The 25,061-nt window shown below is 67.5% G+C and carries 22 protein-coding genes; 7 read left to right on the forward strand and 15 right to left on the reverse strand.

Annotated features, from left to right (window positions below; translation table 11 throughout):
* The first annotated feature begins 12 nt into the window (after nucleotides 1–12).
* Nucleotides 13–1,458 carry an FAD-dependent oxidoreductase gene (locus tag V9K93_RS18030; RefSeq protein WP_046984763.1) on the forward strand — a complete coding sequence of 482 codons (1,446 nt, stop codon included), beginning with the start codon at nucleotides 13–15 and terminating at the stop codon, nucleotides 1,456–1,458.
* On the opposite strand, the gene V9K93_RS18035 is transcribed toward V9K93_RS18030, so the two are convergent.
* Complete coding sequence (locus V9K93_RS18035; protein ID WP_136638445.1) at nucleotides 1,444–3,852, reverse strand: ATP-binding protein; 2,409 nt, start codon at nucleotides 3,850–3,852, stop codon at nucleotides 1,444–1,446. The two genes, V9K93_RS18030 and V9K93_RS18035, sit on opposite strands and share 15 nt — an antisense overlap.
* A 167-nt stretch (nucleotides 3,853–4,019) precedes the next feature.
* On the opposite strand from V9K93_RS18035, the gene V9K93_RS18040 reads away from it, so the two are divergent.
* On the forward strand, nucleotides 4,020–4,886 hold the full coding sequence (locus V9K93_RS18040; protein ID WP_253079662.1) for a methylglyoxal synthase: 867 nt from the start codon (nucleotides 4,020–4,022) through the stop codon (nucleotides 4,884–4,886).
* A 377-nt stretch (nucleotides 4,887–5,263) separates the two neighbouring features.
* Here V9K93_RS18040 and V9K93_RS18045 read toward each other — a convergent pair whose 3' ends face one another.
* The 3 genes from V9K93_RS18045 to ttcA are packed head-to-tail and all read right to left on the reverse strand — an operon-like array spanning nucleotide 5,264 to nucleotide 7,941.
* Nucleotides 5,264–6,043, reverse strand: coding sequence for a M48 family metallopeptidase (locus V9K93_RS18045; protein ID WP_046984705.1), 780 nt, complete (start codon nucleotides 6,041–6,043; stop codon nucleotides 5,264–5,266).
* Between the two features lie 59 nt (nucleotides 6,044–6,102).
* Nucleotides 6,103–7,008, reverse strand: a complete 906-nt coding sequence (locus V9K93_RS18050; protein WP_005411825.1) for a recombination-associated protein RdgC — start codon at nucleotides 7,006–7,008, stop codon at nucleotides 6,103–6,105.
* A 36-nt stretch (nucleotides 7,009–7,044) separates the two neighbouring features.
* Nucleotides 7,045–7,941 carry a tRNA 2-thiocytidine(32) synthetase TtcA gene (gene ttcA, locus V9K93_RS18055; protein ID WP_337302970.1) on the reverse strand — a complete coding sequence of 299 codons (897 nt, stop codon included), beginning with the start codon at nucleotides 7,939–7,941 and terminating at the stop codon, nucleotides 7,045–7,047.
* A gap of 90 nt (nucleotides 7,942–8,031) precedes the next feature.
* Here ttcA and V9K93_RS18060 point away from each other — a divergent pair, with 90 nt between their 5' ends.
* A complete protein-coding gene (locus V9K93_RS18060) occupies nucleotides 8,032–8,235 on the forward strand; it encodes a YdcH family protein (protein WP_012509637.1) in 204 nt (67 codons plus the stop codon).
* Between the two features lie 158 nt (nucleotides 8,236–8,393).
* On the opposite strand, the gene plsB is transcribed toward V9K93_RS18060, so the two are convergent.
* The 4 genes from plsB to V9K93_RS18080 all read right to left on the reverse strand — a co-directional run bounded on the left by plsB (nucleotide 8,394) and on the right by V9K93_RS18080 (nucleotide 14,027).
* Complete coding sequence (plsB, locus tag V9K93_RS18065; RefSeq protein WP_046984703.1) at nucleotides 8,394–11,030, reverse strand: glycerol-3-phosphate 1-O-acyltransferase PlsB; 2,637 nt, start codon at nucleotides 11,028–11,030, stop codon at nucleotides 8,394–8,396.
* Complete coding sequence (locus tag V9K93_RS18070) at nucleotides 11,030–11,983, reverse strand: hypothetical protein (RefSeq protein ID WP_337302971.1); 954 nt, start codon at nucleotides 11,981–11,983, stop codon at nucleotides 11,030–11,032. Before V9K93_RS18070 ends, plsB begins: the two co-directional genes overlap by 1 nt.
* 398 nt (nucleotides 11,984–12,381) lie before the next feature.
* Complete coding sequence (gene pyrF / locus V9K93_RS18075; RefSeq protein ID WP_046984701.1) at nucleotides 12,382–13,107, reverse strand: orotidine-5'-phosphate decarboxylase; 726 nt, start codon at nucleotides 13,105–13,107, stop codon at nucleotides 12,382–12,384.
* A complete protein-coding gene (locus V9K93_RS18080; protein ID WP_046984708.1) occupies nucleotides 13,104–14,027 on the reverse strand; it encodes a 5'-nucleotidase, lipoprotein e(P4) family in 924 nt (307 codons plus the stop codon). Before V9K93_RS18080 ends, pyrF begins: the two co-directional genes overlap by 4 nt.
* Nucleotides 14,028–14,129: 102 nt before the next feature.
* On the opposite strand from V9K93_RS18080, the gene V9K93_RS18085 reads away from it, so the two are divergent.
* A complete protein-coding gene (locus V9K93_RS18085) occupies nucleotides 14,130–14,780 on the forward strand; it encodes a YceH family protein (RefSeq protein WP_046984700.1) in 651 nt (216 codons plus the stop codon).
* 114 nt (nucleotides 14,781–14,894) lie between these two features.
* On the opposite strand, the gene V9K93_RS18090 is transcribed toward V9K93_RS18085, so the two are convergent.
* Entirely contained in the window at nucleotides 14,895–15,422 is a 528-nt protein-coding gene (locus V9K93_RS18090) for a GNAT family N-acetyltransferase (RefSeq protein ID WP_136638441.1), read from the reverse strand.
* Between the two features lie 261 nt (nucleotides 15,423–15,683).
* Entirely contained in the window at nucleotides 15,684–17,660 is a 1,977-nt protein-coding gene (locus tag V9K93_RS18095) for a UvrD-helicase domain-containing protein (protein WP_012509630.1), read from the reverse strand.
* 99 nt (nucleotides 17,661–17,759) lie between these two features.
* Here V9K93_RS18095 and V9K93_RS18100 point away from each other — a divergent pair, with 99 nt between their 5' ends.
* Genes V9K93_RS18100 through V9K93_RS18110 form a run of 3 tightly spaced genes read left to right on the forward strand, consistent with a single transcriptional unit; the run spans nucleotide 17,760 to nucleotide 19,792 of the window.
* Complete coding sequence (locus V9K93_RS18100) at nucleotides 17,760–18,431, forward strand: SEL1-like repeat protein (RefSeq protein WP_046984695.1); 672 nt, start codon at nucleotides 17,760–17,762, stop codon at nucleotides 18,429–18,431.
* Complete coding sequence (locus tag V9K93_RS18105; protein WP_337302972.1) at nucleotides 18,428–19,162, forward strand: SEL1-like repeat protein; 735 nt, start codon at nucleotides 18,428–18,430, stop codon at nucleotides 19,160–19,162. Before V9K93_RS18100 ends, V9K93_RS18105 begins: the two co-directional genes overlap by 4 nt.
* Before the next feature lie 9 nt (nucleotides 19,163–19,171).
* The gene (locus tag V9K93_RS18110) at nucleotides 19,172–19,792 is read left to right on the forward strand and encodes a thymidine kinase (protein ID WP_046984694.1); all 621 of its coding nucleotides are present in this window, start codon (nucleotides 19,172–19,174) and stop codon (nucleotides 19,790–19,792) included.
* A 449-nt stretch (nucleotides 19,793–20,241) separates the two neighbouring features.
* Here V9K93_RS18110 and V9K93_RS18115 read toward each other — a convergent pair whose 3' ends face one another.
* The 5 genes from V9K93_RS18115 to V9K93_RS18135 all read right to left on the reverse strand — a co-directional run bounded on the left by V9K93_RS18115 (nucleotide 20,242) and on the right by V9K93_RS18135 (nucleotide 24,992).
* On the reverse strand, nucleotides 20,242–21,846 hold the full coding sequence (locus V9K93_RS18115; RefSeq protein ID WP_337302973.1) for an OpgD/OpgG family glucan biosynthesis protein: 1,605 nt from the start codon (nucleotides 21,844–21,846) through the stop codon (nucleotides 20,242–20,244).
* A gap of 105 nt (nucleotides 21,847–21,951) precedes the next feature.
* Nucleotides 21,952–22,764 (reverse strand): bifunctional DNA-formamidopyrimidine glycosylase/DNA-(apurinic or apyrimidinic site) lyase, encoded by an 813-nt coding sequence (mutM, locus tag V9K93_RS18120; RefSeq protein WP_046984692.1) that lies wholly within the window; start codon nucleotides 22,762–22,764, stop codon nucleotides 21,952–21,954.
* Between the two features lie 40 nt (nucleotides 22,765–22,804).
* Nucleotides 22,805–23,443, reverse strand: a complete 639-nt coding sequence (locus V9K93_RS18125; protein WP_046984706.1) for a hypothetical protein — start codon at nucleotides 23,441–23,443, stop codon at nucleotides 22,805–22,807.
* 14 nt (nucleotides 23,444–23,457) lie between these two features.
* On the reverse strand, nucleotides 23,458–23,793 hold the full coding sequence (locus V9K93_RS18130) for an EF-hand domain-containing protein (RefSeq protein ID WP_046984691.1): 336 nt from the start codon (nucleotides 23,791–23,793) through the stop codon (nucleotides 23,458–23,460).
* The gene (locus V9K93_RS18135) at nucleotides 23,790–24,992 is read right to left on the reverse strand and encodes a DesA family fatty acid desaturase (protein ID WP_046984690.1); all 1,203 of its coding nucleotides are present in this window, start codon (nucleotides 24,990–24,992) and stop codon (nucleotides 23,790–23,792) included. The genes V9K93_RS18130 and V9K93_RS18135 overlap by 4 nt, the downstream gene beginning before the upstream one ends.
* Nucleotides 24,993–25,061 lie beyond the last annotated feature (69 nt).

Below are 25,061 nucleotides of genomic sequence, written 5' to 3' on the forward strand. Positions count from 1 at the left end.
ACAGAGCCCGCCATGAGCCGCAAGCACGCCTTCCAGTTCCTCGACCTGCCCCGCACCATGCCGCAGCGCATTCCGGTGGAACTGCGCACCTCCGGCGACTGGGGCGAGCTGTACGGAAAATTCGGCAAGGAAGATGCCCAGTACCAGGCCGGGCGCTGCCTGGACTGCGGCAACCCCTACTGCAGCTGGAAGTGCCCGGTGCACAACGCCATTCCGCAGTGGCTGCAGCTGGTGCAGGAAAACCGCATCCATGAAGCGGCCACCCTGTGCCACAGCACCAACCCGTTGCCGGAAGTGTGCGGCCGGGTGTGCCCGCAGGACCGGCTGTGCGAAGGCAGCTGCACGCTGGAGGAGTTCGGTGCGGTGACCATCGGCGCAGTGGAGAAGTACATCGTCGATACCGCGCTGGCCACCGGCTGGCGGCCGGACATGGCCGCCGTGCAGGCCACCGGCCACACGGTAGCGGTGATCGGCGCCGGCCCGGCCGGTCTGGCCTGCGCCGACCGCCTCGCGCATGCCGGCATCGCCGCCGTGGTCTACGACCGCTACGAGCAGGTCGGTGGGCTGCTGCAGTTCGGCATTCCCAGCTTCAAGCTGGACAAGGACGTGATCCGTCGCCGCCGTGAGGTGCTCGAAGGCATGGGCGTGCAGTTCCGCCTGGGGGTAGAGATCGGCCGTGACATCAGCCTGCAGCAGTTGCTGGATACGCACGACGCGGTGTTCCTCGGCACCGGCGCCTACCGCTACACCGATGGCGGCCTCGACGGCCAGGACCTGAAGGGCGTGCTGCCGGCGTTGCCCTTCCTGGTGCAGAACAGCCGCATCGTCGGTGGCGATGATCCGCAAGGCCGGCCGATCGCCGGCTGGGAAGACACCATCGCCCTGCCCGATCTCAACGGCAAGCGCGTGGTGGTGCTCGGCGGCGGCGATACCGGCATGGACTGCGTGCGCAGCGCAGTGCGCCTGGGTGCGGCCAAGGTGACCTGCGCCTACCGCCGGGACGAAGCGAACATGCCGGGCAGCGCGCGCGAAGTGGCCAATGCGCGCGAGGAAGGCGTGCGCTTCCTGTTCAACCGGCAGCCGCTGTCGATCGAAGCCGGTGCCGATGACGAAGTGATCGGCGTGACCGTAGTTGAAACGCGGCTGGGCGAGCCCGATGCCAATGGCCGCCAGAACGCGGTACCGATCGAGGGCAGCGAATCGCTGCTGGAAGCGGACGTGGTGATCATCGCGTTCGGTTTCTCGCCGAGCGTGCCGGCGTGGCTGGCCGAACATGGCGTGGAGGGGCAGTCCAACGGCCGCATCCTCGCCGGCGGCAAGGACCGCCTGCCGTTCCAGACAGCACATCCGCGCCTGTTCGCCGGAGGTGATGCGGTGCGCGGTGCCGACCTGGTGGTGACTGCGGTAGCTGAAGGGCGCGACGCCGCCGCCAGCATCGTCCGGCTACTGGCGCACTGAGTCCGGCGCCAGCAGCGCCGCAAGCAATGCACGCAGTTCACGCGGCTCCAACGGCTTGGCCAGGAAGTGATCGATGCCAGCGTCGCGGCAAGCCTCGCGGGTACGTTCCAGAACGCTGGCGGTGAGCGCGATGATCGGTACCCGCGCGCGGTGCTGGCAGCTGTCAGCACGGATCGCCCGTGCCAGCGCGAAGCCATCCATGCCCGGCATGTGGCAGTCGGTGATCACCAGTTCGAATGGCTGCGACTGCCAGGCCCGCAGGGCCTGCGCTCCATCGGCGCAGGCATGCACCTGCAACCCCAGGTCGTGCAGGCGCTGCTCCAGCAGCTGCAGGTTGGTGGGATGGTCTTCGGCCACAAGTACCCGCGCCGGCGGCAACGGCGGTTCCTCGGCGATCGCAGGTGATGGCGCGCCAGCAGGCAGCTCGCAGGCACTCAGGTCCAGCTCCAGCCACACCGTGGTGCCCTCGCCGGTCGTGCTGTGCAGCTGCAGGTCTCCCCCCATCGACACGGCCAGCTCACGGCAGATTGCCAGGCCCAGTCCACTGCCGCCGAAGCGGCGCGTGGTCGAAGCCTCGGCCTGGGTGTAGGCAGCAAACACCGCCTGCTGCCGTTCCGCACTGATGCCCACGCCACTGTCGCTTACCTGCAGGCGCAACCGCTGCCCCTGTGCGTGCTGCTGCAGCACCTGCACCCGTAGTTCCACCCCGCCATGCAGGGTGAACTTGAGCGCATTTCCGACCAGGTTGAACAGGATCTGGCGCAGGCGCAGGCTGTCGGCCAGCGACCCGGCCTGCAGCGCAGGATCGAGATGGATTCGCAGGTACAGGCCTCGGCTGGCAGCCACCGGCAGCAGCAGCTGCTGCACTGCCCGCAGCAATGCGGCCAGATCGGTCGGCTGCCGTTGCAGTGGCGCGGGTTGCAGGCGCTGGCTGTGCAGCACGTCGTCGAGGATCTGCCGCAGCATCTGCGCGGCGTCGCCGATGGTGGCCAGCACCTGTTGCTGCCGCGGGTCCAGATCACTGGCGGCCAATCGTTCGAGCATGCCCAGCAGCGTGCTCATCGGCGTGCGGATCTCGTGACTCATGGTCGCCAGGAAATGGGTCTTGGCCAGCGCGGCCTGTTCGGCCTCGCGCCGTGCATCTGCAAGCGCCTGGGTACGTGTGTGCACCTCGCTGACATCCATCCAGTAGCCGCTCCACTCAACGTTGCTGTCATCGCACGCCAGCGTGCGGCCCTGCGAATGCACCCAGCGCCAGCCCTGTGGCGAGCGCGTACGGAAGGTGACGTCGATCGGTCCACGGGCCAATGCAGCCGCTTCGACACAGCCCATCACCACAGTCCGGTCATCGGGATGGACCGCAGCCAGCAGCCGCGGGTGGTCGATCCGCGCGGTCTCCACGCTCACCCCGAACAGCGCCTGCACATCGCCGGCAATCTGCGGAAAGCTGTAGTCCCCGGTAGCGGTGCGGCGCGCCTGGTAGACCACAGCCGGCAGGTTCGCGGTCACTTCCTGCAGGCGTTGCGCGGCGATGCGACGCCTTGCGCTTTCGCGATGTACGCGCCAGTAGCCGAAGGCGTAGACCAGCGCGAGCGCCAGCAGGATCAGCGAGGCCGGCACCAACCAACGCAAGGGGGACGACGACGGCGGGTTGCGTGGCCGGGCCGGCAGCCATGCTGTGCGGATCGCGTCGCGCTGCGTGTCGGTCAGCTGCGACATTGCATGCTCGAAATCGGGGATGACGCCGGCGCAGGCCGGTACGGTGGCCAGCACCAGCGCGTCGTTGAACCCGGCTGGCGCGGCAATCACCAGCCGATCACCCTGGTAGCGGCGCAGCGCGGCCTCGACCTCGCCGAGATTGGCGATCACCGCGTCGATCAGACCGGTGCCCAGCAGCGACAGCGCATCATCCAACGGCGCCGGCGGCAGCAGCTGTGCACCCGGAGCCTGCTCGGCCAGCAGCGTGGCCAACGGCAGCCGGTCGGGACTGGCCACCGCGTGCTCGCGCAGGTCGTCCAGCCCCAGTACCGGCCGCGCATCGGCGCGGCGCACGATCACCTGCGGCAGCTGCAGGTACGGTGCGCTGGCCACCCAGCCGGCAGGCAGCTGCGAGTGCGGCCAGCCCAGCAACGCCTGGGTGGCGGGCGGCAACAAGCCTTCGACGACCGCCGTGGCCGGCAGCAGTTGCGCCTGCAGCGGCCGTTGTTCGCCCAGCAGGTTCAGGTAGGTCGCGCTGACCCCGTCCGCCTGGCCCTCGACCACGGACGACAACGGCGCCCGATCGGAGGGCAAGGCAATGCGCAGCGGTGTCTCGCAGCCAGCCGCAGACGCAGTTGCGGGCAGCATCAGGCAGACCATGACAGCAACAGCTGCAGGGAGGCCGGCGGCATTCACGGTGGACTTCCTCATTTCGCAGGCGGAAACAACGGCCGCGCAGCGGTACCGCTGCGTGACACGCTATCGACCTGCGGACGGGCGGCAATGAAGAAAGTTGCAAAAGCATCCGGAAGCGCTAATGGCGACATACACTGCCGCCTTCACCCGTACCTGCGGAGCTCTTGATGCGTATCGGCCTGGCTGCCAACCGTCTCCACCACCACGACGTGCGCGCCGCCCTGTTTCGTTGGCTGCGTGCCAGTGAGGCTGGCCTGCGCGAACTCGGTGTATCGCTGCACGCGGTCGGGCGTACCCATGATGCGATCGAACGGCACGGCTTCCTGGCCGGATACGGCGGCCTGCACCGTTATCCCTATGGCCGCGAAGGCGGGTTGATGAAGCTGGTCGCCGAGGTGGTCGGCATGGGGCCGGATCGGACACTGGATGGTGCGATCTATCTGATTGATCCGGTCGATCCGTCCTCGGTGTTTCCGGAAGCCACGGCATTGAAACGGCAGTGCGTGATCCACGGCAAGCCGTTCATTTCGACGGTGGCGACGGCGCGCGACTGGGTCGAGGTCGAACGCATCCACGCCGGGCTGGCGGCCGATGCCGGCGCCGACGATCTGCATGCGTTCGAAGACCAGACACTGGCGCTGATCGCGCACGATGCGATGAAGCCGGCGATGCTGGCCTTCGCCGATGAGCACTTCGATGTGCTGGCCCGGTTCGGCGAACGCGTGGCAACCGGCACCACCGGCCAGCGCTTGAACGAGCTGGCCTGGAGCCGCGGTTGGCCCAGCGATACGCCGTGGGTGACGCGCTACCAGAGTGGCCCGATGGGCGGGGATGCGCAGATTGCTGACCGGGTGCTGGAAGGCCGCTGCCAACGCGCGATCTTCTTCGAGGATCCGCATGTGGCGCGCCAGCATGAGGCGGATATCCAGCTGCTGGAGCGTGCGGTGACGACGGTGACCGACCAGGCGGTGTGCATTACGGCGCCACGGGTGGCGGCGCGTTGGGCGACGGCGGCGGCGCTGCGGGCGGGGTGAGGGTTTCGGCCAACGGCTGAGCCCCTCTTGGTGGGTGACATCTGAAGGCAAAGCCGTGCTTGGCCGGGCGGGGTGAATTGCGCAGGGGTCGCTGCAAGTCCCCCTCCGGGGCCCGGCCCAGCCGCTGGCGGCTGTGCGTTCAGGCGCTTGCGAAGCAGTGCTTCGCAAGCAAAGCGCCTTCACCCCTGTAAGCTCGATGGCGCCATCCATGGCGCCAACGCCCCTGCATGGCTCACCCGCCCGGCCTCAGACAGTTTCCGTGCGTGCTCAGCCACGGAAGAAGGAAGGAAGAGCAGGAGCGGGTCGCGCGCTGCGCGCGCTCCTGGCCCATGCTCGCTTGCATTCAACGGCAGCCGAGCGTGGGCTCGGCTCTACAGTTACAGAAGCTGGCGAAGCATGGCTTTCAAGCGGCGCCCTTCCAGCTGGAAGTAGTCGCGCTGTTCGCGCCAGGCGGGGAAGCGTTGTTCCACTTCGTGCCAGAACGCGGGCGAGTGGTTGGCCTGGATCAGGTGGCAGAGTTCGTGCACCAGCACATATTCGAACGCTTCCGGTCGACCGAGCACCAGGGCCAGGTCCAGCGCCATGCTGCCATCGGGTGCCAGCGAGCCCCATTGCGAAGACATCACCTTCAGGCGCAGACGGCTGGGTGCACGCGGCAGGCCCGGCAGGTACTTCGGCAGCCAGCGGCCGACGTCGGCGCGGGTCTGCGCTTCGTAGAACTCGCGCAGCAGGCGGCGCAGTGTGGCATCACCGGCACGGGTCGGCCATTGCACGCAGGCACCGTGGTCGTCGATCTCCAGGCGCGCGTAACGGCCTTCCTGCCAGCGCAGTGGCAGCAGTTCACCGCGCAGTGGCAGCACGCCGGCTTCGCCCGGCTGCAGGGGTGCTGGCAGTTCCTGGCCCTGGTACTGGCGTAGCTGCAGTGCCAACCAGTCACGGTGCTGTTCCAGGAAGCGTTCGCCCATCACCAGGCTTGCACGCGGCGGCAGGGTCAAGCGTGCGCCGCGCTCGTCCACGCTCAGCTTGATGCGGCGCGCACGCGGATCACGCACGCGCAGCACCTCGATCTCGGCATCCTCCAGGCGCAGGCGAACGGTGTCGCGCTGGACGGTGGCGGGCGGGGTCGGGCTGATCAGGCGGCGCAGCAGACGGCTCATGTACCCAGCATAGCGCCGCTTCGGGCCGCCGGATGACCGGCGGCCGTCGGGCTGCCTGTTCAGTCAGCCTTGCTGAGCTTGAAGGCTTCTTCCAGCAACAGGAACAGGCGGCGGATCTCGGCACTCTGCAGGGCGAAGCGGGCATCAAACTCGGCGCGTCGGCCGTCTTCGTCGGCATGCTCCAGCTGGTCCAGCGCGCCGTCGAGGAACTTCAGCTTGCGTACGATCAGGTCGTCGCCGATGACGAAGGACAGGTTGTCTTCGAAGATCAGCGCCAGCTTGGTCACCTGCTTGCCGGCGTCAAGATGCTTGTCGATCTCGTCGCAGCGCAGTTCCTGGTGCTGGCACTTGACCACTGCACCACCTTCCACCGGGTCCTTCATCTCGCACTCTTCGCCCAGGCTCAGCCCGGTCGGCAGCGGCTCGCCGGCGATCCAGCCGGTCAGGATCGAGCGCGGCGCGACTTCGGCGTTCAGCGGCATCGCCGGGAAGCTGCCGAGCAGGCCACGGATGTCGGACATGAAGTACTCGCCGGTCTTCCGGCTGGAGGTATCCACCGCGACGTAGCCGTGCTGCAGGTCGATGAAGGCGTCGTTGCGCGAGGACTTCACGAAGGCGCGCGGCAGCAGTTCATGCAGCAGGTCGTCCTTCATGCGCTTGCGCTCGCGGCCACCGGGGCGGCGGCCTTCCTTCTCCTCGATCTCCTCCAGCTTGCGCTCGAGCAGATCGTTGACCACCGCTGCCGGCAGGATCTTGTCTTCGCCGCCCACGGTCAGCCACAGGTGCTCGGCGATGCGGTGGGAGAGCAGTTCCTTCTCCTCGCGGCCGAACGGCGAGATGAAGCCGCGCGAATTCATTTCCAGTGCGCCGACCGGCTTCAACAGGGCATGCGGCAGCAGCGTGTCGACTTCGGAAAAATCGGTGGTGGTCGGGAAGCGGAAGAACGTCAGGTTGCGAAAGAACATGGAATTCCGGTGTCTGAAGGAGAAGGGCGCCTGACCTTAAACGGCAGGCGTCTCGGGGACTGCGTCGGCCAGCCAGGCATCGGCATGCGCCGCACGCCCGCTGTGGCCCAGGGCCCTGAAATCGAACAGGATGGCATCGGCCAGTTGCGCTGGCCGCACATCGGCCATGGCGCGTGCGATCTGTTCGATGCGGCCCGGATGGTCCTGGTCCCACTGCTTGAGCATCAGGCCGACCTGCCGACGCTGCAGGTTTTCCTGGCTGCCACACAGAGTGCAGGGAATGATCGGGAAACGGCGGGCCTGCGCATACTCGGCGATGTCGCGCTCGCGCACGTACGCCAACGGGCGGATCACCACGTGCTGGCCATCGTCGCTGAGCAGCTTCGGTGGCATGGCCGCCAGCTTGGCATGGTGGAACAGGTTCATGAACAACGTAGCCACCATGTCGTCGCAATGATGGCCCAGCGCGATCCGGGTGAAGCCATGTGCCTTGGCGTGGTTGTACAGCGCACCGCGGCGCAGGCGCGAGCACAGCGAACACATCGTCCGGCCTTCCGGGATGACCCGGCTGACGACCGAGTAGGTATCCTGCTCGATGATCTGGTACGGCACGCCCAGCGCGGCCAGGTACTCCGGCAGGACATGCTCGGGGAAGCCGGGCTGTTTCTGGTCCAGGTTCACCGCGACCAGTTCGAACGGCACCGGCGCCTTTTTCTGCAGCTGCAGCAGCATGTCCAGCAGGGTGTAGCTGTCCTTGCCGCCGGACAGGCAGACCATGACCTTGTCGCCCGCTTCGATCATGCCGAAGTCGGCGATGGCCTGGCCGACCTGGCGGCGCAGGCGCTTGCCCAGCTTGTCCGCCCCGGGCCCGGCCACGCGCGGATCGCGCGAAGCGCGCTGCGGGGGATCGGGAAGGGAAATCACGGCGGTCATCGGCCCATTCTAACGGCTTGCGGCAGCCTGGACCCCGTGTCGGGATTCCCCTCTCCCGGCAGTCATCATCGCTGTGTATGCTCGGAGGCTGTGGACACCTACAGCCCCGCCGAGATCGTCGAACACCTCGCCGCCCTGCGCGCCGAGCACCGCTTGCTGGATGAACAGATCACCCGCATGGCCGCCAACGGCGAGGACGAGCTGGAATCCAAGCGGCTGAAGCGGCGGAAGCTGCAGCTGAAGGACTGCATCGCCAAGCTGGAAAGCCTGCAGATTCCCGACGAACCGGCCTAAAGACGGCCCTGGTGGGTGCCAATCCTGGTTGGTACCTTTGCTTGCGGTAGCTGCCAACCTTGGTTGGCCTCCTGCTCTGGTAGGTGCCAACCTTGGTTGGCACGGCTGGAAGGTGTGTGGACCAAGGTCCACACCCACCGCATGTCCCAGCGCCAGCCTCAATCCTGCGGCGCAGGCTCGTCCGGGCGTGCCGCTTCCGGGCTGACCCGTTCGATGGTGTGGCGCAATTCGCGGCCGAGGATGAACTTGGCATCCTTGGCCCAGGCGTCCAGGCGTTCGTCGAACAGCAGCTTGCTGTTCTCGTCCGGCCACACCAGGCGCAGCTCGCGCAGCTTCTGGATGAAACCACGGAACAGGGACTTGTCGAAGAACTCCGGTGCCGCCGGTGCATAGAGCAGGCTCAGCCGCTGCGCGGCCTGCTGGCACAGGCTTTCCAGCTCGGCCGCGCCGAGCACGCCCGGGCCGTTCTTCACCAGCACCGAGATGGCGATGTAATAGCGCTCGAAGGCCTGCTGCAGCGAGTGGCCGATGGCCCGCAGGCGGAACACTTCATCGGTCTGCCCGGTGTTGCGGGCAAGGATGCCGCCGTCGTCCTCGTTGACGTTCTGCAGCAACCCTTCGCGCACGAACACGTCGATGGTCTGGTCGATGCGCTGGGCGAACTCGTCCTCGGTCCACGGCAGGAACAGTTCGGCCTGCAGGAACGGGTACACCGTGCGGCCCAGCTGGACCAGGCCGGTGCGGCTCATGCGGCGGTTGTTCTGGAAGCAGCAGGCCACCCACGACGAGGCGGTGAACAGGTGCACCACGTTGTTGCGGAAGTAGCTCAGCAGCACCGCGGTGTCGCCGCTGACGCTGAGCACGTCGCCCAGCGGGTGCTTGATGCGGGTGAGGACGTTGATTTCCTCGGCGTGGGCGATGATCCGCTCGGGCGAGTGCGGGGTCACCGTCACCCGGTCCGAATACGGCATCTCGACCAGCAGGGTCTTGCACAGCTCGATCTGCGCGATCAGGTCGGCCTCGCCCATCGCGTGCTTCGGCGTGGACAGCAGGGCCAGCGCCAGCAGGTTGATCGGATTGACGTCGGCGGCACCGTTGATGCGTACCTGGATGCGCTCGGCCAGCGTATCGACGGTGGTCGACAGCCAGGACGGCTTCTCATCCTCGGACACCGCTTCGCCGCCCCACTCCGGGGCCTTCTCGGCCAGCACGTCGTTCAGCGCGATCGGCTCGCCGAAGTTCACCACCACCTGGCCGTAGTTCTGCTTGAGCACCTTGGGGATGCCCCACAGCAGCGACCAGATCGATTCCTTTTCCTTCGGCCGCCCGGACAGTTCATCCAGGTAGCTGCCGCCTTCCATCAACTTCTCATAGCCGATGTAGATGGGCTGGAACAGCACCGGCTTGCGCGGCTGGCGCAGGAACGCGCGCAGCGTCATCGAGATCATGCCGCCCTTGGGCTGCAGCAGGCGGCCGGTACGCGAACGGCCGCCCTCGACGAAATACTCCAGCGAGTAGCCGCCGGCCACCAGCTGTGCGACGTACTCGCTGAGCACCGCCGAGTACAGCGCGTTGCCGCGGATCGAGCGACGGATGAAGAACGCGCCGCCCTTGCGCAGCAGGGTGCCGACCACCGGCAGGTTCAGGTTGATGCCGGCCACGATGTGCGGCGGCACGATGCCACGGTCGTACAACAGGTAGGACAGCAGCAGGTAGTCCATGTGGCTGCGGTGGCTGGGCACGTAGACCACTTCGTGGCCCGGCGCGGCGGCCTTGAACTTGTCCAGGTGGTGCACCAGCACGCCCGCATAGATGCGGTTCCACACATGGCTGAGCATGAAGCTGGCCGAGCGCACTACCGGGCTGGAATAGTCCGCGGCGATTTCCCAGGCATAGGCATGCGCCTTCTTCCAGGCATCGGCCGGCTTCGAATTGTCGCGCTTGGCCTGCGCGGCGATCGCTTCGCGCACCGGTTCGGCGGCCAGCACCTGGTCCACCAGCAGGCGCCGGGTAGACAGGTCGGGGCCGATCACCGATTCACGGATGCGTCGGAAATGGGTACGCAGCACGCGCTGCAGCTTGCGCACCGTACGCTCCGGCTCCAGGCCTTCGTCCACGGTGCTGCGCAGCGAGATCGGCGGGGCGAAGCGGACGATGGTGCTGCGGCCGTTGAGCAGCACCGCCAGCAGGCGGCGGAAGCGACCCACCAGCGCCCAGTTTTCCGAGAACAGCACGGCGAACCAGCCGCTCTGCTTGTCCGGCGCGCGGCCGACGAAGATCGACACCGGCACCAGGTGCACGTCCAGGTCATCGCGCACGCGATGTGCCTGCAGGACCTTGGCCAGCGAATCGGAGTGGGTCTTGGCGCCGCGCTGCTCGGGGATCAGCGAGTTGCTGGAACTGCGCCGCGACAGCGCCAGGTAGGCGCGCTTGCGCCCGGTCGGGTCACCGGCCAGCGGCACCAGTGGCGACGGCAGTCCGGCCTGGCGGCAGGCCTTGTCCAGGATCAGCGCATTGGACAGGCCGTAGTCTTCCAGCACGTACATCACCGGGCGGCCATCGTTGTACTGGCCCGGGTCTTCCGGCTCGATCTTCAGCGACAGCCACGGCTCGACCAGGCGGCCGAGCAGGCGCGCCCACAGCGGCCGACGGCCGGCCGGCCGCGCATGCGCCGACGGCGGTACCGGATTCGGGCCGGTACCGGTCGAGGGGGACGCCGGCGCCGTATCGGCGGGCGTCGACTGGGATTCTTCGCCGGGGAACGGCAGCGGGTTCTGTTTCGACATCGGCGCCATTATGGCTTAGGCGGCGGCGTTGCCGCTTCCCCACCCTCGATGGGGGCGTCGGCAGGCGTTGGAGCCGCCGGTGCCCGGGCAGCATCGGCCTGGCGCAGCAGGGCATCGGTATCGGCCAGGGTGCGGGTCAGGTACCAGTGGCCCTCGCGCCGGCTCAGCGGCAGCTGCAGGGTCATCTCGCGGCCGGCCAGGTCGTAGCGCAGGCGCACCAGCGCGTTGTCGCCCTCCACCGACAGCAGTTCGCCACGCACACTGCGCAGCGCTTCGTCCACACCCAGCCCGTAACTGCCAAGCACGGCCTTGAGCGTGTGGATGAACGGTGCCAGCTGCTGCAGGCTGCCTTCCATGCCCGCGGCCTGCAGGCCGGCCTCATCGTCGAAACCGACCTTGCCCGCCGCACCGACCAGCGCGGCGATGGTGTTGCGCGCACGGGCGCGGTCGCTGATGGGTGCTCCCTGCGCCCACTCGGCGAGGGTTTGCACCAGAGCGACGTAATGGGCCTGCTGGCCAGGCGTGTAGCCCTTCTGGTGGCGCAGGTACTGCACGCCGAAATTGCCCATCGACTGCGCCGCTTGGCGTACCGCGCTGGCCTGGCCTGCCAGCTGGCGGTCGAAGCTGCGCTGCAGTTCGGTACTGGCGTTGGGCTTGCGCAGTGCGGCCAGCATCGGCAGCAGCTGGTCGCCCAACGGCAGCTCGGTCAGCGGCCATTGGCTGTGGCCGTCGGCCCAGGCCTGCTGCAGGCGCTGGTACTGGCTGGGTGGAACCGACAGCTTCGCGTAGCCGATCAGATCGTCCTCGGCCAGGCGCAGGGCCATCGCCTGTACCGCCGCCACGGGTTCGGCCGCGGGCTTGGCCGGATCGTCGGCCGATTCGCGGCACGCGGCCACGGCCAGCAGCAGCATGGCTGCCAGCCCCCATCCACGCGCAGACCTTCCTCGCACCGCCACGCTCATGCAATCGGACTCCCCGGACCGGTCCGCATCTTGCGGCCTGCGACGTGACAGCGGCAAGCCGCCCGGTCACGGTTCCGTCAGCAGAGGGGTCAGATCCCGCTGCCAGCGGCAGGAGGCTCTGACCCCGCGCGAAAAAAAAGAGCCCGGATCACGAGGATCACAGGCTCTTCAAGCCGGCGCGAGGCCGGTGGACAGTGTTGTGGCACATGTCCGGTCCGAGGACCGGATGGCGGCGATCCTACGCTGCCCCGCAAGTTAAGGCAACACATGATGTAATGCCATTCAACTTGTTGATTTATTTAAAAATCTAGAGCCATAGGCGAGACCGGAGGACTTCTCCGGCGCGATTCCTGCCGATTCGGGCACAACACCTGCGTGGAGCAAGATCGGCGACAGCCTCAGCGCGCTGCCAGTGCCGACGCGATTTCCTGCTGGATCGCCCGCGCTGCGGCCTGCGGATCGGCGGCCAGACGGATCGGGCGGCCGACCACGATGGCGTCGGCGCCATCGGCGAAGGCCTGGGCCACGCCGACCGTGCGCTTCTGGTCATCGCCGACCGGGCCACCGGGGCGGATGCCCGGGCAGACGATCGAGAACCCGGCGCCGGTGGCGGCGCGGATCGGGCCAGCCTCCTGACCCGAGGCGATTACGCCATCAATACCGGCGGTCTGGGCGGCCAGCGCGCGTTCGACAACGACGTCCACCGGCTCGCGGTCGATACCCATCTGCGCCAGGTCCGGGCGCCCCATCGAGGTCAGCACGGTCACCGCCAGCAGGCGCATGTCGCTGCTGTTGGCGGCCGCGCAGGCTTCCATCATCGCCGGGTGCCAGCCATGGATGGTGGCGTAGCTGACCGGCCACTGCGACAGGCGCTTGATCACCGCAGCGGCAGTGGCCGGGATGTCGAAGAACTTCAGGTCGACGAACACGCGCTTGTTACGGCGAGCCAGCTCGTCCAGCACCTGGAAGTACTCGCCGGAGGCCAGCAGTTCCATGCCGATCTTGTAGAACGCCACGCTGTCGCCGAGGCGCTCGACCCAGTCCAGCGCCTGCACGCGGTCAGGCACGTCCAGCGCGAAGATCAGGCGCTCTTCATCGCGCAGCGGCAGCGGCGCGCGGCTCACGGTGCATAGTCCAGGGCAGCGCGCTTTGCGTCGTGGCGGGCCTGGCGCGACTGGCTGTAGTCATTGTTGAACTGCGCCGGTTCGAAGCCGCCGTAGGTCGGGTTCGGCAGCATCCACCAGCGCTCGCCGAACCAGTCGTGGTACTGCTGCAGCAGCGCGTCGCGGCCGTCGTTGGTGTTGGCGGTCACTTCGACGAAGTCACCCAGCTGGTCGCCGAACTGCATCAGCACGCGGTACTTCTGCCCGGCCAGGCGGCGGCGGCAGTTCTTCTCGCTGCCGGCCTGCTCGCAGCCTTCAACCACGGTGCCCAGGCCGAGGAACACGCTGTCGTCGGCCACCGGCAGGCCCTGCTCGCGCAGGTTGGCCAGGGTCGCGTCCTTCAGGTGCACGGCGCGGTTGGAGATGTACAGCAGGGTCACGCCCTTGGCATTGGCGGCCTTGGCGAAATCGACCACGCCCGGGATCGCCTTGGCCTTCTTTTCGGCCACCCACTGGTCCCAGGTCATTTCATCGTATTCCTTGCCGTCGCGGACCAGGCGCGCCTGGTAGGGCGAGTTGTCCAGCACGGTCTCGTCCACGTCCAGCACCACCGCCGGCTTCAGGCCCTTGGCCTCGTTGCCGCGTTCTTCCGGCACCAGCGCGTCCCAATGGGCTTCCTTCAGCGCCACATCGAGGTGATCGGCGGCAGCACGGTAGGTCTGCTCGGTGATCGCCTTGTACTCCTGCGCGCGCTGCATCCACAGCACCGCGTTGAGGTTGTCGTTGGCGGTCAGATCGGGCGTGCCTTCAGCCTTGGCAGCGGCGGCCGGAGCCTCCGGCGCAGCGGCGTCGGCGGCAGGCGCGTCCACGCGCTTGCAGGCGGACAAGCCCAGCGCCGCGGTGGCGAGCAGGGTCAGGGACAGGGAAACGGGACGACGCATGAAGATCACCGGCAATCAGATATACCGGCCCATTTTACCGGCAAAGGCGGCCCCGGGACGGCTATGCTTGATGGTTGACCCGTTGTCCCTGCGAAGGCCGCCATGACCGATTCCACCCCGACCCCCGACGTTCCCCTGCTCGACGCCGTGCAGGCCCGCCTGCTGGGCTGCCTGGTGGAGAAGGAAGCGACCACCCCGGACACCTATCCGCTGACGGTCAACGCCGCGCAGTCGGCCGCCAACCAGAAGACCGCCCGCGAGCCGGTGATGAACGTCGATGCCGGTAGCGTGCAGCATGCGCTGCGCCAGCTGGAGACCCTGGGCCTGGCCCGCCAGCACTTCTCCTCGCGCGCCGATCGCTACGAACACCGCCTGCAGGCCGCGCTGGACCTGACCCGGCAGCAGACCGTGCTGCTGGCGCAGCTGCTGCTGCGCGGGCCGCAGACCCTGGGCGAGCTGGTCACGCGCAGCGAACGCCTGCACCGCTTCGCCGACGCCGACGAAGCCCGCCACGCCATCGAGCGCCTGCAGCAGCGCGCCCTGCTGGTGGTGCTGCCGCGCGCCAGCGGCCAGCGTGAGGACCGCTACATGCACCTGCTGTGCGGTGAGGTGGATGGCGCTGCATTGGCGGCGAAGTACGCCAGCAGCGGCGGTGGCAGCGAAGCAGCCGATCCCGGCCTGGCCGAGCGCGTGGCCCAGCTGGAAGCGGCGGTGGCCGAACTGCAGGCGCAGCTGGCCGAACTGCGCGGCTGAAACAGTCCATCGGGGTCGGATCCCGCGAGGCGGGCTCCGACCCCGTGCGCATCAGGTAGTGCCGGCCGCTGGCCGGCATCCATGATCCACCGGGTTGCCGGCCAGCGGCCGGCACTACCCGACCAGCGCCGCACCCGGCGTGGCATACAACCGACTGGGCGAGTCGACACCCGGCAACTGGACCACACCGCGCTCCTGCATGCCCAGCCCCAGCAGGATCTTCCCGGAAACCACGTTGTCCAGGTCGGTGATGCCGTACAGATCCTGCAGGTCCAACTCAGCGCGCGCATGCGTGAACACCGCCCGCGCCGCCTCACCGGCATAGCCCTGCCCGGCGAATTCGGACAGCACCGCATAACCAATATCCGGCCCCGGCAGGCCATCACGCCGCACCAGCCCGGCATTGCCCAGCCACGCGCCATCGGCCAAACGCTCGATCGCATACATGCCGAACCCATTCAACGCGTAGCTGTGCAGCACCCGCAGTGCGATGTACTCACGCGCCTGCTCCTCGCTGCGCACGTTGCGGTCACCGATGAAGCGCACGAAGCCCGGATCGTTGAGCAGCGCCAGCATCGGCGCCGCATCGCGGTCGGGTTCAATGGCCCGCAGGCGCAGGCGTTCGCTTTCAATGGGATGCACGCGCAGACCTCCAGCAGAAACCCCGATTCTGCCTCAACGCGCGGCTGTTGCTTTTGATTTTCTTTGCATTGCCGTGGCAGGACGCGCCCGGAATCTGTCAGAGGCCGGTCGGGGTGGGTTCGCGGGGGTATCCGCGCCATGGATGGCGCGGCTAAGCCGCCAGGGACGGGTTCACGGCGTCCCCCGCGAACCCACCCCGACCAGCCACACCGCGTAGCCAACGCGCGCTCCACCACGGAGGGGCGGCGCCGTTGGAGCGCCTTAGTCGAACAGCGCCTCGATCGCCGCCAACCCGGCACTCGCCCGCTCCTTCTTGCGCGCCGCATCCGCCACCGGGTCAGCGCCATCACGCTGGATCTCCTCGGCCGGAATTTCCTCGAAGAACCGGCTCGGCTTAAGCCGCACGTGCTCGCCGAACTTGCGGGTCAACTTGCTGTAGCTCATCCACAACTGGATCTTGGCGCGGGTGATGCCCACGTACAGCAAGCGACGTTCTTCCTGCAGGTTGCCCTCGTCCAGGCTCACCTGGTGCGGCAGCACGCCGTCCTCGCAACCGACGATGAACACATACGGGAACTCCAGGCCCTTGGAGGCGTGCATGGTCATCATCCGCACCTGGTTGCCGCCCTCGTCCTTGTCACTGCGCGACAGCAGTGCCAGCTGGCCGGCAAGGTCGGCGGCAGTGGCGCCGCGCGGGCCGCCCTCGAACCACTGCGCCAGTTCCTCGATGTTGTTGGCACGGCGCTGGTAGCTGGCCTCTTCCTTGGCCTGCTGGCGCAGCTCGCTGAGCAGGCCTGACTCCTTGGCCACCTTGCGGATCATGTCGCCGGAGCTGATCTGGCGGGTCTGCGCACGCAGGTCACGCAGGATGTCGGTGAAGCGCGCCAGGCTGTTGGCCGCGCGCGGCGGCAGCTGCTGCAGGGCACCGATCGCTTCTGCGGCCTGGGCCATCGGCATGTCCTTTTCCTGCGCCAATTCGGCCAGCTTGGCCAGCGTGCCGGCGCCCACATCGCGCTTGGGCGACTGCACCGCACGCATGAACGCGGTGTCGTCGTCCGGGTTCACCAGCAACCGCAGCCAGGCCAGCGTGTCCTTCACTTCCTGGCGTTCCAGGAACATGGTGCCACCGGTCAGGTGGTACGGAATGCGCAGCAGCTGCATGGCCTTTTCCAGCGGACGCGACTGGAAGTTGCCGCGGAACAGGATGCAGAAATCGCTCCACGGCACCTTGCGCGACTGCGCCACGAAGGCGATCTCGGCGGCGACCTTTTCCGCTTCGTGTTCGCTGTTGCGGCATTCCCATACGCGGATGCGCTCGCCATCAGCCTGGTCGCTCCACAGCTTCTTCAGGTGCTCATGCGGGTTGTTGGCGATCAGCGCGTTGGCCGCGCGCAGCACGCGGTTGGAACAGCGGTAGTTCTGTTCCAGCTTGATGATTTCCAGCGCAGGGTAATCGCGCCCCATCTGCTGCAGGTTTTCCGGGTTGGCACCGCGCCAGGCGTAGATCGACTGGTCGTCATCACCCACGCAGGTGAAATTGCCCTTGTCGCCGGCCAGCTGCTTGAGCAGTCGGTACTGCGCATCGTTGGTGTCCTGGCATTCGTCCACCAGCAGGTAACCGATACGCTCGCGCCAGGCCACGGCGATGTCCGGGTTCTCTTCCAGCACCTGTACCGGCAGACGGATCAGGTCGTCGAAGTCGACCGCATTGAACGCAGTCAGGCGCAGCTGGTAGCGCTCGTAGACGCTGGCCGCTTCCTTCTCGCGGTTGCTGCGAGCGGCCGCCATCGCCTGTTCGGGCGACAGGCCGGCATTCTTCGCGCGCGACACCAGGTTCTTCATGTCCTCGATGTCATCGGGCTTGGCCCCGTACATCAGGTCCTTGATCTGCGCGGCGGCATCGTCGGCATCGAAGATCGAGAAGCCGCGCTTGAGGCCCACCGCCGCGTGCTCGATCTGCAGGAACTTCAACCCCAGTGCGTGGAAGGTGCAGATGGTCACCTCGTCGGCGTCCTGCTCGCGCAGTCGCTTGGCCACGCGCTCGCGCATTTCCTTGGCCGACTTGTTGGTGAAGGTGATCGCCGCGATGCGCCGGGCGGGATAACGGCCGCAGCCGATCAGGTGGGCGATCTTTTCCACGATCACGCGCGTCTTGCCGCTGCCCGCGCCGGCGAGCACCAGCAACGGACCTTCGATGTGCAGGACGGCGGCGGCTTGGGGGGGATTGAGACCGTGCATTGGATGGGGATTGTAGCGGGGCGGCGACGGGCCGACCTGACTTGCACCGCAGCGCGCCGTAAGGTATTGAATCGGCTTCGGAACACAGGAGCGTGGTCCATGTCATCGATTGTCATCATCCGACCGTTCGCGGCCGCCCTGCTGGGCCTGCTGGCGGTACCCTCCCTCGGGTCGGCGCAGGCGCCGCGCGCCGATGCCTATGAAGCGATCGTGCTGCAGTCGCACGAATTCCTGACCTACCACCCGGACCTGCGCTTCCGCGGGCTCGGCATGGATGCCCGTGAACGCGGCCGCGACGAAGAAGCCCGCACCCAGTTCCGCAATGCCGCGCGCTATGGCGACAAGCTCTCCCAGGCGGCGCTGGCGGACATGCTGTGGAACGGCCAGGGGGGTCCCGCCGACCGCGCGCTGGGCTATGCCTGGATGGACCTGGCCGCCGAGCGCGGCACCGAATGGCTGGTGGTGCAGCGCGAGCGCTACTGGCAGGCGTTGACGCCCGAGGAACGCGAGCGCGCCGTGCGCGAGGGTCGCACGCTGTACACCGAGTTCGGCGACCCGGCAGCCAGCCCGAGGCTGGAGCGCGAACTGCGGGCCGGCAGCATGCAACAAACCGGCAGCCGCGCCGGCTGGAGCGGTGCCATGCGCAGCCAGGGCCGCGGCGATGCCGGGGCACGCGTGCTGCAGCCGGAGAAGCATCAACTGGCGCGCTACTGGGATCCAGTGGCCTACCGACAGTGGCAGGACGAGGAGCTGGCCCGGTCCGGACGATGACCCTCATCCCACGTGCAATCGGCGCCGTCGCGCTGATGCTGCTGGCGCCCTTCTGCGCCACCGCCAGCCCCTGCGCTCCCGACCCTACGGCGTCGATCCCGTCGGCCCTGCTGACCGAAGGCTTCCTGCAGGCCCACCCTGACCTCTACTGGCGCGACCTGGGCCAGCTGTCCTGGCGGCGCGGCAAGCCGGCACAGGCCTTGATGCGCTTCCAGCGCGCGAGCCTGTACGCCGACAAGTTCTCGCAATCGATGGTCGCGCGCATGTACCAGGAAGGTGTCGGCACCGAGACCGACCTGGTACTGGCCTACATCTGGATGGACCTGGCCTCCGAACGCGGCTACCGCGACCTGCTGGTCGAGCGCGAGCGCTACTGGCAACGGTTGGATCCTGCACAGCGCCGGCGGGTGCTTGCCGAAGGCCCGGCGTTGTACGCGCAGTACGGCGATACCGTGGCCAAGCCACGCATGGAGACCGTTCTGCGGGTCGCGCGCAACAGCATGACCGGCAGCCGTACCGGCTTCGTCAACCCCGGTCTGCGCATGGAGCTGGGCGAAGGCCCGGAAGCCAACCGGATGATTACCGGCGATGATTACTACCGTGACACCTTCTGGGAACCGGACAGCTACTGGTGCCTGCAGGACCAGATCTGGCAGAACGCTCCGCCGACACCCAGCGTCGAGATCGGCACCCTGCGGCAGGTGCGCGACGAGGAGCCGGGTGGCGACTAGAATTGGCCGATGGCCAAGCTCTATTTCTACTATTCGGCGATGAACGCCGGCAAGACCACCACCCTGCTGCAGAGCGCACACAACTACCGCGAGCGCGGCATGCGGGTGGCGATCCTGACCCCGCGCCTGGACGATCGTGCCGGCGCCGGCGTGGTCGCCTCGCGCATCGGCCTGCGTGCGGACGGCATGGCCTTCGACCGTGACACCGACCTGCAGCGCTGGGTCGAGCAGGACCTGGCGACGAACGGGCCGATGGGCTGCGTGCTGGTGGACGAAGCGCAGTTCCTCAGCCGCGCCCAGGTCTGGCAGCTCAGCGAGGTCGTCGACCAGCTGCGCATTCCGGTGCTGTGCTACGGCCTGCGCACCGACTTCCGGGGCGAGCTGTTCGAAGGCAGCCAGTACCTGCTGGCCTGGGCCGACGAAATGCAGGAGATCAAGACCATCTGCCACAGCGGCAAGAAGGCGACGATGACGGTGCGCGTGGACGAGCATGGCCACGCCGTGCAGGACGGCCCGCAGGTGGAGATCGGCGGCAACGACCGCTACGTGTCGGTCAGCCGCGCGGAGTTCAAGAAGATCACACGCGGCGAAGGCCGGATCGATCCGGCGCAGGCGCCGCTGCCGCTGTAAAGGGTGTTCGGCAGGGCTGCGCCCTGCACCTGCCGAGGCCGGAGCCAGAGCAACGGCAAAAGCGGGCTATCCGTGGGATGGCGGGGCACTGTGGGTTTGCGGGGACGCCGTAAACCCGTCCATGGGGGCTTGGTCGCGGCATCCATGCCGCTCACACCCCGCAAACCCACAGTACCCCGCCTTCGACAGGTCCCCACGGCTGTTGGTAGGTGTCGACCTTGGTCGACACATCTGTCAGATATCGAATGAAATTCTCGTGGGGTCAGATCCGTTTTCCTTCGGAAAACGGATCTGACCCCACGAGCTGTTCCGACAGATCGCAGAAATCTGTCGAAGGCGGGGTGGGTCCGGTGGCGGGAGTATCCGCGGCATGAATGCCTGCTTTTGACGTTGATCTGGCTTGTAAGCAGGTGCAGGGCTGCAAGCCCTGCAACCCACCACCCCTCTTATTAGTACAGCGTGCGCTCCGGCGCACCCGCCGGCGGCGGGGTGTACTGGTACAGCCAGGTCTCGGTCAGCGTCTTGCCACCACTGCGCAGGAACAGGCGGATGTCGATCTGCTCGGTGCTGCCTTCCGGCGGGACCAGGTCGAACATCGCGCGGTAACCGTTGATCTCGCGCAGCGGGCGCGCCGACACGATCTCGACCCGGCCGCGGCTGGCTTCCACCACTGCCTCCACCTCGCCCTTGTCGATCAGCCGGGCCAGTTCGCCGCCTTCGAAGTCCACCGCGAAGCGCCAGCTGAAGTACTCGCGCTTCTTGCCGACCACGCCACCCAGGCCGGTGCGGCTGGCCACGCAGTGCGCCAGCGGCGGCCGTGCGGGCGGCTCGGCACCCCAGTACAGGCGATACCCGACCAGCAGTTCCTGGCCCGGCTGCGGTTTTTCCTTCGGGTTCCAGAACGCCACGATGTTGTCGAAGGTCTCGTCCACGGTGGGAATCTCCACCAGCTGCACCGAGCCTTCGCCCCATTCGCCCTTCGGCTCCACCCACAGGCAGGGGCGCTTCTCGTAGAACACGCCGTCGTCCTGGTAGTGGTCGAAGTTGCGGTCGCGCTGCAGCAGGCCGAAACCACGCGGGTTGCGGTCCACGAACATGTTGAAGCGCAGGTTGCGCGGGTTCAACAGCGGCCGCCAGATCCACTCACCGGCGCCGGTCCACAGTGACAGGCCGTCGGTGTCGTGGATCTCCGGGCGCCAGTCCCATGCCATGCGGCGATCGTTCTCGCCCACCTGGTACATGCTGGTGCACGGCGCGATGCCCAGCCGCTCGATCGCCTTGCGCGGGTACAGCGCGCTGTCGATATCCATCAGCAGCACGTCGCCATTGGTGATCGCGAAGCGATAGGCGCCGGCCACGCTGGGCGAATCCAGCAGGCCGTAGACCACGATCGTCTCCGAATCAGCCGACGGCTGTTCCAGGTAATAGGCGATGAAGTCCGGAAATTCCTCCGGCTTGCCCATACCGGTGTCGATCGCAAGGCCGCGCGCGGACTGGCCGTACTGGCCTTCATTGCCGACCGCACGGAAGTAGCTGGCGCCGAGGAAGGCGGCAAAATCGCGGTCGGTGTCCTTGCGGGTGTTCAGCCGGAAACCGGCGAAGCCAAGGTCGGCCGGCAGCTCGCCGTCCTTGATGCCGCTCTTGCCGTAGTTGAACGCTGCGCCGTCATAGGCCAGTTCCTGCGCCTTGCCGTCGACCACGTCGAACATGCGCACCGGCGAATGGAAATACAGGCCCAGATGGAAGAACTTGGCCTGGAACTTGCCCGGCTGGTCGGCCCACAGTGCGTGGTCCTGGCGGTAGCCGATCGACTGGTACTGGTCCCAGTCCAGGCCTTCCAGGCGGCCCGGCAATACCCGCTTGTGGCTCTTGTAGGGCGCCTGTGCCAGCGCGCGCGCCTGGCCCTTCAGGGTGGCGAAGTCGAACGGCTGCGGCTGGCCGAGGCGGCGCAGGCCCATCTGGCCGCTCTTGCTGGCCGCACACGCGGGCAGGGACGGCAGGCCGAATGCAGCCAGGGCGAGGGAGGCATTGCGGATGAAGTCGCGTCGTTGCATGCAGGCGCGTCGGGCACAGAGGGAAGGTCGGCCATCATAGGCAGACAAACGTTAACGGGCAGCGGAGACGCGCCCTGCCCGTTCAGCTGCCGCTGGCCGCGCGCCTCAGCGCTGGCAGTGGCTGCACCAGACGCTGGCGCGCTGGCCAATGGTGGCGTGCTTCAGCGTGCGGCCACAGTTCGGGCAGGGCAGGCCGTCGCGGCCGTACACCAGCAGTTCCTGCTCGAAGTAGCCCGGCGCACCATCGGGACTGATGAAATCACGCAGCGTAGTGCCGCCACGGGTAATGGCGTAGCCCAGGATCTCCTTCACCGCGTCGGCCAGCCGTTGGTAGCGCTCGCGTGAGATCTTCCCGGCCTCGCGCAGCGGGCTGATGCCGGCCTTGAACAGGCTCTCGGCGGCGTAGATGTTGCCCACCCCCACTACCACCGCCTGGTCCATCAGGAAGGTCTTCACCGGCGCGCTGCGTCCACGGCTGCGGGCAAACAGATAGCTGCCGTCAAAGGCATCATCCAGCGGCTCCGGACCCAGCCCCTGCAGCAGTGGGTGGACCTCGCCGGCGGGTTGCCAGAGCAGGCTGCCGAAGCGGCGCGGGTCGTTGAAGCGCAGCAGGCGACCGTTGTCCAGGCTGATGTCGACGTGGTCGTGGGCACGCAGCGGGGTATCGCCAGGCAGCACGCGCAGGCTGCCGGACATGCCCAGGTGCAGCACCGCGCTGCCGATGGCGGTATCCAGCAGCAGGTACTTGGCGCGCCGACGGATGTCCTCGATGCGCTGCCCTGGCAGCAGCTCGGCTACTTCCGGCGGAATCGGCCAGCGCAGGTCGGCGCGGCGAAGGATCACGCCGTGCACGCGGCGGCCCTGCAGGTGCGGCGCCAGGCCGCGGCGGGTGGTTTCTACTTCGGGTAGTTCGGGCATGGGGTGATTCTACGCCGGGCCGTGCGAAGCCCGGCACCGGCTACGATTCCAGGTCGTTCGCTTCGACCAGGAAGGCGCCCTCGACCAGCGCGCCACGTCCGCCCAGCCTCCAGAACGCCAGGTAGGGGGCGAAGTCGATCGCCATCGGGGCCAAGGGCTGGGTGATGTACCAGCCCAGATAGAGATCGGAGGCGATGTGATACAGCGCCTCGTCGAGCGCGGCCATCTGTGGGCTGTCCAGCGTGCGCGCCTCATGCACCGCATCGCAGATGACATCGTGCAGGTAGTCGGCCGGGCCCGACCCGCGTAACGCCGCTTCCAGGCGCTCGGCCGGAGCAGCCACCACGGGCACCTCGCGCAGCGTGGCCTGCAGGCCGGGTTCACCAGCAGCGCCGGCCACGCGCGCCAGCTCGTCCAGCCAGGCGCGCGCGGCAGCCGCCCGTGCCTGTGCATTACCGGCGATGGCCGGTTGCAGGTACAGGTGGTCGCCCCAGTGGCCGGCGGCGAGCAGGTCCAGCGCGCGCGACCGCAGTTCGTCGGCATGCGGGAAAGCGGCGAACACGGCCGCCAGTGTGTCCCCGTCGGTCACGCCCTGCAGCAGGCCGGAGAAATACCAGTCTTCCTGCTCGCTGCGCCCAGCGCAGAAATCGAGCCATTCGGCGAGGAGTTCGTCGTCCATCCGGTCATCCATGGTCAGCGCGGCGGCGCCGAAAGTTCCCGTGCATCCAGGAACCCGTCACCGTTGGCGTCCTGCTTGTGGAAGCGCTGCACGATCGTCTGCCGCTGCTGTTCGCGGGTGATGGCCCTGCCCTTGCCACCGGGCAGCTCATCGGCGCTCAGCACGCCATCACCGTTGCGGTCCATGCGATCGAAGGCGTACAGCATCCACTGCAGGTACTCGGCTTCACTGACCTTGCCGTCGCCATCGCTGTCCATGCGCTGCAGATAGCTGGCAGTGTCGCTGACCTGGGCCTGCACGGCAGGTGCGCACACGGCGGCCAGCAGCAATGCCGTCAGCGCAGCCCTCATCCGCCCACCAGGGTGTAGCCCTTCAGTCGCGCGGCATAGGCCTGCAGCGCGGCAATGCCGCTTTCCTCGGCCTCGCGGCACCAGGCCTGCAGTTGACGCAGGCGCTCGGCGGCATCATGGCCGCGTGCTTCCAGCAGCGTTGCCAGGCGCGCGCGATATTCCACCAGGGTGCGGATGCGCGGGCGCTGGGCGACCCATTCGCTGAGCTGCGCGCGGCTGTCCGGCTTCAACCAGCGGCCGTCGTTGACCAGGCCGCGACGCAGCCGGCGCGGCAGCAACCGGCGCAGCTTGGCACCCGCGTGTCGTGCTTCCTCGCGCAATGCCGGCATGAACACGTTGCGCTGGTAGTCGGTCATCGCCTGGAAGCGATGCGACAGCAGTGCCTTCAGGGTATCGGCGTCGGGCACGGCGATGTTCGGGCGCACGTCCATGGCCGGCGCGACACGCAGGACCTTGGCCAGGCGCAATGCCTGCAGCAGGCGGATCGCACTCCAGCCGATGTCGAATTCCCAGCGCCGCATCGCAAAGCGCGCCGAACTGGGGAACGCATGGTGGTTGTTGTGCAGTTCCTCGCCACCAATCCAGAACGCCCACGGCGTCAGGTTGGTGGAGGTGTCGGCCGATTCGTAGTTGCGATAGCCCCACCAGTGGCCCAGGCCATTGACCACGCCGGCGGCCCAGAACGGGATCCACGCCATCTGGATCGCCCACAGGGCGACGCCCGGCAGGCCGAACAGCACCGTGTTGATCGCAAACAGCAGCACCGGGCCGAAGGTTGCATAGGGGGTATACAGGCGGCGCTCGATCGCGTCGTCCGGAGTGCCGCGACCGTACTGTTCGATGTCCCCGCGCAGGCCGCGTGCTTCGCGGTACAGCTCCACGCCGCGCCAGAACACCTGGCCGATGCCACGGGTAACCGGGCTGTGCGGGTCGTCCTCGGTTTCCACCTTGGCGTGGTGCTTGCGATGGATCGCCACCCACTCCTTGGTGATCATCGAGGTGGTCAGCCAGGTCCAGAAGCGGAAGAAGTGCGCGACCACCGGGTGGAAGTCCACGCCCCGGTGCGCCTGGCTGCGGTGCAGGTAAAGCGTGACCGAGAAGATCGTGAGCTGGGTGAAGACCAGCAGCACCAGGGCCAGCTGCCACCAGCCCAGGCCTAGCACGCCACCGGTCAGCAGGGACATCAGGGCATCAGGCATGGCGGCTCTCCAGAGCGACACAGGTATGGCAGACATCATGGGCGCTTGCGTTGCAAACTGCATCCCTGC

The sequence above is a fragment of the Stenotrophomonas sp. CCNWLW162 genome, assembly GCF_037203745.1.
In the GTDB taxonomy this organism is placed as follows: domain Bacteria; phylum Pseudomonadota; class Gammaproteobacteria; order Xanthomonadales; family Xanthomonadaceae; genus Stenotrophomonas; species Stenotrophomonas maltophilia_AQ.

Bases quoted from the DNA above. Each gene is read 5' to 3' on its own strand.
- V9K93_RS18085 (WP_046984700.1), top strand. From the start codon at position 14,130: ATGACCGATTCCACCCCGACCCCCGACGTTCCCCTGCTCGACGCCGTG.
- V9K93_RS18070 (WP_337302971.1), bottom strand. From the start codon at position 11,983: ATGAGCGTGGCGGTGCGAGGAAGGTCTGCGCGTGGATGGGGGCTGGCA.
- V9K93_RS18130 (WP_046984691.1), bottom strand. From the start codon at position 23,793: ATGAGGGCTGCGCTGACGGCATTGCTGCTGGCCGCCGTGTGCGCACCT.
- V9K93_RS18110 (WP_046984694.1), top strand. From the start codon at position 19,172: ATGGCCAAGCTCTATTTCTACTATTCGGCGATGAACGCCGGCAAGACC.
- V9K93_RS18095 (WP_012509630.1), bottom strand. From the start codon at position 17,660: ATGCACGGTCTCAATCCCCCCCAAGCCGCCGCCGTCCTGCACATCGAA.
- V9K93_RS18135 (WP_046984690.1), bottom strand. From the start codon at position 24,992: ATGCCTGATGCCCTGATGTCCCTGCTGACCGGTGGCGTGCTAGGCCTG.
- V9K93_RS18100 (WP_046984695.1), top strand. From the start codon at position 17,760: ATGTCATCGATTGTCATCATCCGACCGTTCGCGGCCGCCCTGCTGGGC.
- mutM (WP_046984692.1), bottom strand. From the start codon at position 22,764: ATGCCCGAACTACCCGAAGTAGAAACCACCCGCCGCGGCCTGGCGCCG.
- V9K93_RS18045 (WP_046984705.1), bottom strand. From the start codon at position 6,043: ATGAGCCGTCTGCTGCGCCGCCTGATCAGCCCGACCCCGCCCGCCACC.
- V9K93_RS18125 (WP_046984706.1), bottom strand. From the start codon at position 23,443: ATGGACGACGAACTCCTCGCCGAATGGCTCGATTTCTGCGCTGGGCGC.
- V9K93_RS18030 (WP_046984763.1), top strand. From the start codon at position 13: ATGAGCCGCAAGCACGCCTTCCAGTTCCTCGACCTGCCCCGCACCATG.
- plsB (WP_046984703.1), bottom strand. From the start codon at position 11,030: ATGGCGCCGATGTCGAAACAGAACCCGCTGCCGTTCCCCGGCGAAGAA.
- V9K93_RS18040 (WP_253079662.1), top strand. From the start codon at position 4,020: ATGCGTATCGGCCTGGCTGCCAACCGTCTCCACCACCACGACGTGCGC.
- V9K93_RS18050 (WP_005411825.1), bottom strand. From the start codon at position 7,008: ATGTTCTTTCGCAACCTGACGTTCTTCCGCTTCCCGACCACCACCGAT.
- V9K93_RS18105 (WP_337302972.1), top strand. From the start codon at position 18,428: ATGACCCTCATCCCACGTGCAATCGGCGCCGTCGCGCTGATGCTGCTG.
- V9K93_RS18080 (WP_046984708.1), bottom strand. From the start codon at position 14,027: ATGCGTCGTCCCGTTTCCCTGTCCCTGACCCTGCTCGCCACCGCGGCG.
- V9K93_RS18115 (WP_337302973.1), bottom strand. From the start codon at position 21,846: ATGCAACGACGCGACTTCATCCGCAATGCCTCCCTCGCCCTGGCTGCA.
- ttcA (WP_337302970.1), bottom strand. From the start codon at position 7,941: ATGACCGCCGTGATTTCCCTTCCCGATCCCCCGCAGCGCGCTTCGCGC.